Source organism: Paenibacillus sp. IITD108 (genome assembly GCF_036541265.1).
Classification (GTDB): Bacteria; Bacillota; Bacilli; order Paenibacillales; family Paenibacillaceae; genus Pristimantibacillus.
The window spans coordinates 1-7068 of sequence record NZ_JAZHCT010000070.1 but is presented as its reverse complement, the minus strand read 5'-3'; the positions used below and the strand labels follow the sequence as shown (position 1 = coordinate 7068).

Genomic DNA, 7068 nt, shown 5'->3' with positions numbered 1-7068 from the left:
CGCGAGCCCGCGCTTGCCGGGCGCCGTTTGCGAAACGTCTTTGCCGTCAATCAGCACAGAACCGGAGGTTTGCGGATCAAGGCCTGCAATCATGCGCAGCAGCGTTGTTTTTCCGCATCCGGAAGGGCCAACCAAAACGGTAAACTTACCGTCCTCAATCGTCAGATTGAGGTTTTCGATGACATTGTGCTTTTCAAACGTTTTTGTCACATTTTTCAGTTCAATCGATGCCATTATTTCAGCCTCCCTAAGGCTTTTTAACGTTCATGAGCGCTTTTTCTTGGCGCCAGATTAATTTCTTTTACAATGGCCAAATCAATTTTAGGCTTGCGGTCTTCAGTGAGCAGCCCGTTTACCTCCTGCTGTACATCCGAGACCTGGGTATAACAGTAGCCGACGACATAGTCCAGATCCTTAATTGCTTGCGTAATCGAGCGGAATCTTCCAATAAAGGCTTCGTCAGACGCAACCTGATTGCCGTATCCCCAGCCTGTTTCGCTTTTGAAGGCAATACCGCCAAATTCACTAATCATAATAGGCTGCCCGCGGTATTCATAGCCCTGCGCCATCGCATACTTCCAATTGGAAAAGGCGATTTCATTATTCATGAGCGCTTGCTTATCCGCATAGCGGCGGCTTAGCGCTTCGCCTGACTCCTCATAATCATGCAGCGTAATAATATCGGATACCGTATGCTCCCAGCCATCATTAACGACTACTGGACGATAAGGATCGATCGACTTGGTCAAATGATAGATCGCTTCCGTAAATTTTTGCTGCTTCACATCGGCGAAAACATTAGCAATCCCCCATGACTCATTGAACGGAACCCACGTCACGATACACGGATGGTTATAATGCTGCTGCACGATATCCAGCCATTCTCTAGTAAATCTATCAACCGCTTCATCGTTGAATTCATAGGTAGCCGCTGCCTCAGACCATACTAACAATCCCAGCACATCGCACCAGTATAGGAAGCGCGCATCTTCTATTTTTTGATGCTTGCGCACGCCGTTATAGCCCATTGCCATAATGTTGCGAATGTCATCGAGAATCGCTTCCTCCGAAGGCGGAGTCAAATGGCTGTCCTGCCAATAGCCTTGATCAAGAATAAGCCGCTGATAATAAGGATGATTATTGAGCAGCACCTTGCCATGCTGAATCGATATTTTGCGAAGTCCAAAGTAGGAATGCACACGGTCCAATTCTTGATCGCCAGCTCTCAGGATGAATTCAACCTCATACAGCTTAGGATTTTCCGGGCTCCAGCGTTCGACTTTCCACTCGCGCTTCTCGCTTAGCAAGTTCACACTCGCCGACAGGCTGCTGCGATCGGCAGCCATCGTTATTTCCTTGATGATCTCGTCGTCCATGGAAACAATCGTAGTCAGCTGTAAAGCTGCGTCAGACGAATCATGGCCAGCTAGCGCATATTCAAAATGAACAGCGTTATCGTCCAGTTGAGGCGTAATCTTAACCCGTGATACAAATTGCTTGCTCAAATATTCTAGCCACACGGACTGCCATATTCCTGTCGTTTGGACATACCAGCAACCAAAGTTATCCTTTCTCCAGCGCTGCTTGCCGCGCGGCTGCGTGCAGCTGTCGCTGTCCTCAGCTTTTACAATAATGATGTTGTCATCTCCGGTGTGCAAATAGGACGTAATGTCGAAGGAAAAAGCGGAATAGCCTCCTTCATGCCTGCCTGCAAAAACACCGTTAATCCATACTTTAGCGACATAATCTACAGCTTGAAAATGAAGCTCTACCCGCTTTGCAAGCTGCTCCTCCGTTGCCGCCACCTTTTTTTGATACCAGACATAGGGATGAAACTCCTCTTCGCCTATACCGCTTGCTTTTGTTTCGTAAACAAACGGCACTTGTATCGTATGCGCAGGCGCAAAGCCAGCCTGCCAGCCTTCACTTTCCCCTTTATTATCATCATCAAATGCAAAATCCCAAGCGCCGTTCAAATCCAGCCAAGCCTTGCGCACATATTGCGGACGCGGATAGTCCTTGCGATAGTGATCTTTCAATGCCATTGCAGCTCACCTTACCTTATGTTGTTGTTTTAGTTGGTCTATGCCGAGATACAAAAACATCTTATTTGTTTTATTACAATTATTTTGTATCTTTGGTTCGATTATAGTGATATAAAACAAGGTTGTCAACGGTTTCATATCGTTTTATTGTAACTATTAAATAAAAAAGAGCATTAGTTACAAATTAATTGTAACTAATGCTCGAATCACTTCATTTTTTATAGTTCGGCAGACGTATAATGCACCTTCATAACAATATCCTGCTCATAATCGCCAAAAGACCGGCCAAACAAATTAATTCCGCCTTTATGCAGGGCATCGGCTTTAACGCCAATGCGCAATCTGACGCTTGGTCTTTGCTCCAGCTTCAAATCCGCAAGCGTAACATCCGACACCTTTTTCATATCAAGCGTCGTCCGTTCAGCATCAACCCGCCAAGTTTTTAAAAGACCGTATTGCGTCGTAGTCTGTTGCGCCCACCAGTTTGAATTAAACCTGCCTTTGCGATCGCCGAAATCGCCAGGGCTCGTCCACATGCCGATTTCCACGCCGTTAACCCAAACAGAAATATCCGAAGGCCAGTCATGATCAAAATTAGGAGCCTCCGAGCATATTTCCATCGAAAACTCTATAGAATCAACCTTTGAGCCTTCTGGAATTTCAAGCGGCAGCAAATATTCAACGTAACCTTTGCGGAACCAGATAATACCCGCGCCAATATGATTCGGATGATAGAAGCTGGCCGGCTCGTCCTCTTGTATAATCATCGCCTCAGCACTTGCCATCCCGCAGGTCGGATACACTTCACAGTAGCTGTACTGACCGATCGGCATATCAATTTCGTATACCTGCTTCCCGTCCTGAGAGCCGCGAAACGTCGTATTAAGAATCATATGAACATCATCATAGCTGCGTGTGCATACCTTCATTGCTCCACGTACAGCCGGGAGCAGCTCTGTATTAATAAGCTCCGCTGCTTCGAGTATTTTCACATTGTTAGCCACTGTGGAAACCGGCAAAGACAACGCTTCAGCAATTTCAATGACATTCATGCTCCTGGCATTGAGCAGCCGGAGTATGTCCACTCGCGCTCTTGTCGATAAGGCATGGGCCACCTTTACAAGCTTTTCCGGCTCGTTCATTCCAACTTGCAACATTGCCTTCACCTACCATCCTATTAATTTTGCTGTTATCCTTGTTCTAATAATTATAGATTACTTTTTTGTATTGAATCAATATTTTTGTAACAAATATTAATGAACAGTTTGCTGAAGTAATAGGGGGTTGATGAATTGAGCATTCATTAGAAGTTTTCGTGCTGCCCGTTTCACCTGAGCAGTCAGCTTTGCCAGGCGGAACTTATCTTTACACGTATATCCCTGTTTGCAAAATAGTTGATAAACAAAGAGCCCTGTTGCGTTAAATCAGGGTTAGGGCTCTTTCGTCGTTTTTAATTTAACCCAAACAGCTTTACGAGCGTAAATCCCAAAATCGACAGTAACACAGAACCGATCAGACCGGCTGCGAAAGACTTCATCCCCAATCGGCGAAAGGTTTGGATATCGACATTAAGACCGAGCCCGGCCATAGCCATCGCAATCAGCAAATAGGCTGCAAGTACAACCAGATTAACGATGTCGGCTGAAAAAATGCCCAGTGTGTTGACGCCGCTCATGATTAGAAATCCTAGAATAAACCACGGTATCGGAATGGATTTCCAGCTTGTTTTTTCTGTATGATTGTCTTCCTTGCGCTCAGCCCGATTCGTCCAAATACCGATCAGAATGGCGACCGGTACAAGCAGTGCCACACGCGTTAGCTTCACAATAACGGCCAGATCAACCGCCTCATTTCCGCCTGGCGCTGCTGCAGCAACGACATGAGCGACCTCATGCAGCGTGGCTCCTGAGAAAATACCATAGCCAGCAGCCGTCAAACCTAGAACTGGATATAACACGGTATAAAGCAATGTGAAAATCGTACCGAGAATCGCTACGGTTGCTGCACCGATTGCTGTTTCATCGTCACTGGCCTTTATCTGGGGCGAGATGGCAACGACAGCTGCTGCCCCGCAAATTGCCGTGCCGCATGCAGTCAGCATGCCCAGCCGCTTGTCTACCTTAAAAAGCTTAGTAAGTCCGTACACGACAAAGATCGTAAACGTAATATTAATAATCGCTATTGCCAGTACCTTCGGACCCGCATGGACAATATCTGCGAGATTTAATCGCATCCCCAGCAGAATAATGCCATAGCGCAGCAGCTTTTTGCTGGAGAAGGAAACGCCCGTCATTGCCTTTTCGGGCACGCCGATTACCGCTCTCCAGGCAATACCTAACAGAATGGCGATCACAAGCTGGCCCATGATGCTAAGGAATGGAAAACTCGCCAAAATCTTAGCCGTCACAGCAATTCCTAATGTCAAAGCGATTCCTTGGGTAAAGTCAAATCCCCTTTTCTTATTTAGCGGCATACCCTGTGCCTGAGTCATGATGTTCACTCCCTATATAGTTACAAAATTTTATATTTCATCGGCTGCTGTCAAAGGACGGCGAAGCCGTTTAACGTCTTATGCCTTCACTATAGGGACTTCAAAAGAAGAAGGGAAATACCAATTTGCTATCTGTATCATGAGAAAAACTTATGATTAAATAAAAAGAGGACAAAATAATGGAGAAAGCGAGGCGGTTCCATGATCGTTGAAACCCTTCGGGTTTTTGTCACGGTAGCAGAACAGAGTAATTTCTCCCGGGCGGCAGAAATGTTAAATTTATCGCAGCCGGGTGTCAGTTTACATATTCGCAATTTAGAGAATGAATTCGGGACAAAGCTGATGCATCGATCTCCCAAGCAGGTTAAGCTGACTGAAGCAGGGGAGCTTCTATATAAGCGGGCAAAGGAAATTCTGTCCTCTTACGAGGCAGCGAAGCAAGATATTCACAGACTGCATGATACCGTAACCGGTTCACTTTTAATTGGGGCGAGCTTTACGATCGGGGAATATATTTTGCCGCGAATGATTGCTGAATTTGCAGAGCAGTATCCTCAAGTTGAGATAAGCTTAACGATAGGAAATTCGGAAGAAATCATACAAGCTATCCAGGAAAATAAGCTAGATATCGGTCTTGTTGAAGGGAATGTGGCGCTATTTGATCTGTCGGTAACAACCTTTATGAAGGATGAGCTGATTATCGTAGCTGCTGCCGGACATCCCTTGTCCTTAATAAACAGCATGGAGACTGAATTTCTTCATGATCAAGTATGGGTGCAGCGTGAAAGCGGTTCGGGCACGCGAGCGTTTAGCGACCAGTTTATTCAGCAAGCGGCTCTTAAAGTTAAGCGATCGTATATTTTCAATAGCAGTCAAGGCGTTAAAGAAGCGGTTGCGGCTGGCCTTGGCCTCGCAATTCTATCCCGTTTTGTCGTCCAGAGGGAACTGGAATCTAAAGATCTTGTAGAAATTCCTCTAAATGAGATCCGGATTGAACGGAATTTTTCACTAATCCGCACGGCAGATTCTATAACAACTATGGCAATGGATGTATTTGCGGAGAGAGTGCATGCTGTCAAAAAGCTCATATAAAGCGAGAGGACCGAATTTTTGATAGAATGATGTTAAAAAAGGAAGTGTTGCACATGAATTTAGAAGCGGTCATGCAGGAACTTGATGCAATAGGAAAAGAACGAACTAAAAAAATCTACATGTCCAATGGTGCGCACGAGCCGCTTTTTGGCGCAGCAACAGGCCAAATGAAGCCAATTGCCAAAAAAATAAAAAAAGATCAGTCTTTGGCTGAACAGCTGTATGCGACGGGGAACTACGATGCCATGTATTTTGCAGGCGTTATTGCAGACCCAGATATTATGACTGAAGCCGATTTCGAACGTTGGATGGATGGGGCTTATTTTTATATGCTGTCTGATTATGTGGTTGCAGTAACTCTGGCAGAAACGGATATTGCGCAGGAAGTTGCGGATAAATGGATCGCTAGCGGTGAAGAGCTGCGAATGTCGGGGGGCTGGAGCTGCTATTGCTGGCTGTTGGGCAATCGTCCGGATCATGAATTTTCTGAAAGCAAACTGGAAGCTATGCTTGAAATGGTGAAAAAAACAATTCACGATTCTCCTGAGCGTACGAAATACGCGATGAGCAATTTTATGTACACAGTGGCTGTATCCTATACGCCGCTCCATGAAAAGGCAGTCGAGACCGCAAAGGCAGTAGGACCAGTAGAAGTCAACAAGGATATTAAGAAAAGCAAGTTCCTGCAAGCGTCTGAAAATATCCAAAAGGCTGTAGATAAAGGCCAGATTGGGTTCAAACGCAAATATGTAAGGTGTTAATATCCCTCGTTTTCCAGATTTCATGCCTAGGCTAAAATAGCTTAGGCATGATTTTTTCCAAAGGACGACGGAGCCGTTTATCCTTGAAATATTAGAAAGTATAAGTTTTCTGCTTATACCTGTTCTAATATTTCTCCGGAATGAAACTTGTTATCGCCATAAGGGGCGACAGCCGTTTCACCTTGATAGATCAGTTGTTTTGTATTTTAAATCCTTTGAACAGCATAATGATAAAAATAGCCAGGAAAAAAGACATATGGATATAGTCAAAAATACAGAAGATAGGGATATTATTAGGAGTTGTGAAAGATCTTATGACAAGTGCTAAACTTAATACGGCTACACACATTAAAATTAACTCTGATTTTTTTGAAAAGCTGATTAATAATAATTGAGTCATATTTGCGGTCCACAATAGGAGCGGTCTCAGGCATAGTAAATACTCTCCTGCTTAATGTGAAACTATGCATCTTTGTTACAATGTTTGTAAGAGGATCTATTTCTAATGATATTAAGTATTCACTCGTATTGTCTAGAAAGTGTTTATCTAAAAATTTATCAATAGCAGGCCTATGTTTTTCTGATAAAATATTAAAATAGTCATTAGAAAGTATAGCCACACTTAATTCTAAGGGTTGCCACAAACGCTATTCGTGCAAAAATGATGGTTTAAATTCTC

The 7068-nt window shown here is 44.4% G+C and carries 6 protein-coding genes; 2 read left to right on the top strand and 4 right to left on the bottom strand.

Translation table 11 applies throughout. From position 1 onward, the window contains the following. The 4 genes from V1L65_RS28480 to V1L65_RS28465 all read right to left on the bottom strand — a co-directional run. Nucleotides 1-234, bottom strand: a 234-nt coding sequence (locus tag V1L65_RS28480) for an ATP-binding cassette domain-containing protein (RefSeq protein ID WP_331702737.1), incomplete at its 3' end; no start/stop codon positions are given. Between the two features lie 23 nt (nt 235-257). Next, entirely contained in the window at nt 258-2045 is a 1788-nt protein-coding gene (locus V1L65_RS28475; RefSeq protein WP_331702736.1) for a glycoside hydrolase family 2 protein, read from the bottom strand. A gap of 218 nt (nt 2046-2263) precedes the next feature. Further along, complete coding sequence (locus V1L65_RS28470) at nt 2264-3202, bottom strand: ArsR/SmtB family transcription factor (protein WP_331702738.1); 939 nt, start codon at nt 3200-3202, stop codon at nt 2264-2266. Between the two features lie 293 nt (nt 3203-3495). Beyond that, nucleotides 3496-4536: a YeiH family protein gene (locus V1L65_RS28465; protein WP_331702735.1), complete on the bottom strand. Its 1041-nt coding sequence runs from the start codon at nt 4534-4536 to the stop codon at nt 3496-3498. Nucleotides 4537-4737: 201 nt separating this feature from the next. Here V1L65_RS28465 and V1L65_RS28460 point away from each other — a divergent pair, with 201 nt between their 5' ends. Both V1L65_RS28460 and V1L65_RS28455 read left to right on the top strand, forming a co-directional pair. After that, a complete protein-coding gene (locus V1L65_RS28460) occupies nt 4738-5628 on the top strand; it encodes a LysR family transcriptional regulator (RefSeq protein WP_331702734.1) in 891 nt (296 codons plus the stop codon). Between the two features lie 53 nt (nt 5629-5681). After that, on the top strand, nt 5682-6389 hold the full coding sequence (locus V1L65_RS28455) for a DNA alkylation repair protein (protein WP_331702733.1): 708 nt from the start codon (nt 5682-5684) through the stop codon (nt 6387-6389). Nucleotides 6390-7068: the final 679 nt, after the last annotated feature.

Coding starts and splice junctions, on each gene's coding strand:
- V1L65_RS28455 (WP_331702733.1), top strand. CDS start 5,682: ATGAATTTAGAAGCGGTCATGCAGGAACTTGATGCAATAGGAAAAGAA.
- V1L65_RS28460 (WP_331702734.1), top strand. CDS start 4,738: ATGATCGTTGAAACCCTTCGGGTTTTTGTCACGGTAGCAGAACAGAGT.
- V1L65_RS28475 (WP_331702736.1), bottom strand. CDS start 2,045: ATGGCATTGAAAGATCACTATCGCAAGGACTATCCGCGTCCGCAATAT.
- V1L65_RS28465 (WP_331702735.1), bottom strand. CDS start 4,536: ATGACTCAGGCACAGGGTATGCCGCTAAATAAGAAAAGGGGATTTGAC.
- V1L65_RS28470 (WP_331702738.1), bottom strand. CDS start 3,202: ATGTTGCAAGTTGGAATGAACGAGCCGGAAAAGCTTGTAAAGGTGGCC.